1 protein-coding gene and 1 pseudogene are annotated in these 2,785 nt (G+C 40.1%); both read right to left on the reverse strand.

Annotated elements, in window-relative coordinates:
• Positions 1-259: 259 nt before the first annotated feature.
• Positions 260-1,361 (reverse strand): annotated as a pseudogene (locus QUA04_RS23540) (IS630 family transposase).
• Between the two features lie 607 nt (positions 1,362-1,968).
• The gene (locus tag QUA04_RS23545; protein WP_333261467.1) at positions 1,969-2,451 is read right to left on the reverse strand and encodes a hypothetical protein; all 483 of its coding nucleotides are present in this window, start codon (positions 2,449-2,451) and stop codon (positions 1,969-1,971) included.
• Between the last annotated feature and the right edge of the window lie 334 nt (positions 2,452-2,785).

Consider the following 2,785-nt stretch of genomic DNA (forward strand, 5'->3'; position numbering starts at 1 on the left):
GAAGTTACATCAGCAAATATTTGGAATTGGTTTACTCACTGCTGTTATTGTACCTCACCTTTGTAAGAAATGCTATAAGTTTTTCCGACTGAGGGTGAATAATATTTCTGTTTGCGGAATAATATGTTGTCCGTTGCCAAGCTGATATCTTGGATGATTACTTGTTCGTATCCTTTAAATTCTGCATCTGCTGGCAGTTGGTCTGTGGGATATTCTAGTATTTCTTCTCGCTCTATTTTACTCCCTTCCCGCTAGAAGACTATAGAATGAGATTATAGATATGTTGAATCGTGTTGGCAATTTGGAGTGGAGTCTGCAATTGTTGAGTTTCAAAAAAGGTTTTAATTCGCAGTTCAACCTGCTCGATACTTTTGTCACTTGGCAAATGATGTAGTAGTCTCAATCGGAGCAAATGAATTAGATATTCGACTCAATTAAAATTCGGAGAATATGGTGGTGTGTAAACAAATTTAACTGTTATGTGTTCCTCAATCCCTGATGTGAATAACTCAGCCCATAAATAACGGCGCAGCTTATCTTTATGCGTAGAATTGTTATCTAATATGATTGTCAAATGCTTGATTCTTTCCTGAATACAGTATGAGCATACCTCTCCAAAATATAATGCTAAGTCTTCTGTTTTGGCAGTTGGTACTAACCGCAAGAATTCGGCTCCACTCACAGCATCTACTGCTAATAATCCATTTAATTTCTCTCTCTTTTTACTTTCATTTGATGACACTTGAGGTCGAGTATTTTTTAATGCCCATCCGTAGTATGTACTTGGTCGGTTATATACGGAGAATTCATCAAAGAAGATTATTTTCTCCCCAGGCTTTTTCTGGCGCATTTTTTTTTAGCATCTTCACAAACTCTTTTTGTTTTTCTGGTGAAGCATTCTCGTAATCTCGGTGTGCTTTTTGATGTGATAGATTCAACTTATCTAATATTTCATAGATTCTCGATGTTTTCAACTCTATTCCCCATCTCTGCTTTATTACGAATGCTATAATTTTTCCGGTCCAGATTTCTCGGTCTATTCCATACTTAGTTGGCCTCTCGTTCAATACCATTTCTTTGATCTCCTGCTGCCGCTCAGGATTTAGCCTCTCTTTCACTTGATGCTTGATTGGCTCCACTAGCCCTTCTAATCCTGCATCTAGATATTTACCAATCCATTTGGCTATGGTTAAATCTGTAGAGCCTACTAATTTGGCTACTTCCCCTCGGCTTTTTCCTTCACTTAGATACCTGATTGCTGATAGTCTTTGTCGTATATATGCTTGCTGATTCTTGTAATATAGTCGCTGCCACTGCTTTTTATCTAGGCTTACTAATCGCAATCTTTGGCTCAGATTCATTGATATTTTCCTCGCTTTTTTTTTACTATAGCATTTTCTGTACTCTTTGAGCGGGAAAGGAGTAATCGTCGCGTTCTTACTGCGTTTGCTATGCTTTTTTGGCGTTTTTCGCTCTTTTTCTGATGAGTGCTGGCTTTTGAACCCTTTGGAGTTGGCTTTGATGTCTGGTTTTCCTTGTTCTCCCTTCAATCGGTTGTTTTCATCTTTTAACCGTTGATTCTCTGACTCTAAGTCTTTGACTTTTAATTGTAATTGCTCAATGAGGTTCAGTAAGAGCTCTACTTTATGACGCATGGATTCGTCTGCAATCCCTGGGGGGCCGATGGTTTGCAGTAAATCTGAGGATGACTTGTCTTGTGAAATAATCTTTTGCGTCATGTGTCCTATTTTATGACACTTTGTGTACTCTGCTTATTTTTTTTCTGTGCTACCGCTACTTATTGAGCCGATACTTCCCACCTACGTGCAACTAAGCCAAAGGCTGTCAATCCGTCCGGTGCATCCGTTTGTTAGACGAAAGGTTCAGATATAGCATTTTCTCAACGCCTATATCCACTATCTCATCCGTTCCGAATTGCATTTCATTCTCATAATTCTATCAGGGTACTCACTGACTTGTACCCCCTGCGGTTTGTCTGACCTTGAGAATCTGCTCATCGCATTCCAGGATTGTCAATGTATACGATGAAACGGATTGATTTGGAAATTCCACTTCTACCATATTTGTGTTCTGAATACTCCATCGACCAGGAACTCCTAAGCTTCTATCCGTGGCACCAATCTGGTAGCGAATAAATTCTCCGTTCTCGCGGAATTCCAGTCCTTCCCGACCGCGCGCGGGTGGAAACGGGTAGTCCTTGGGACGATACACAAGGATGTCTGCCCGATCTTCTTCGCGAGAATGTGTCCATCGTTTAAAAATTTGGCTTGGTAAAGTCATGGCAGGTACCTGAACAATAGTGAGTGGAGTAATGCTGGCATTATGTTCAACTTGTAAAGAAGCAGAGATAGCGTGGGGTAATGAAAGTATGATGCTCAAAATATATAAGCCAATTAAAGACGATAGAGCTCGCAACAGTCGTTTATTCATTAAACGAGTCAATTTTGCTATGAATCTCCCGATGTCCATGATTTTGCTAAATATCGCTATTGCTATCAATTAGTTTTTGAAGAAGCTTATCCAGTAATTTAACAAAAGTTGCCATGTTTTTGTTTCGATGCCATACCTGAAGCTATCTTTGCTGTGTCAGTGGCTTCCATCAGAATCATCAAACTAAGCCAGACTGGCAAACATCCGGCTTAGCTAACACAATCTCTGGAAGCTCTACTCTGATATACCTACGCTACTGCTTATTTTGGCGGTGGCTGGATTGTTGTCTAGCTTCTGCCAACCTGGACAGTTATCTCCCGAACATGGAGTTCCT

This window comes from Microcoleus sp. S13_C5 (assembly GCF_036700845.1).
In the GTDB taxonomy this organism is placed as follows: Bacteria; Cyanobacteriota; Cyanobacteriia; order Cyanobacteriales; family Microcoleaceae; genus Microcoleus.

Coding starts and splice junctions, on each gene's coding strand:
- QUA04_RS23545 (WP_333261467.1), bottom strand. CDS start 2,451: ATGAATAAACGACTGTTGCGAGCTCTATCGTCTTTAATTGGCTTATAT.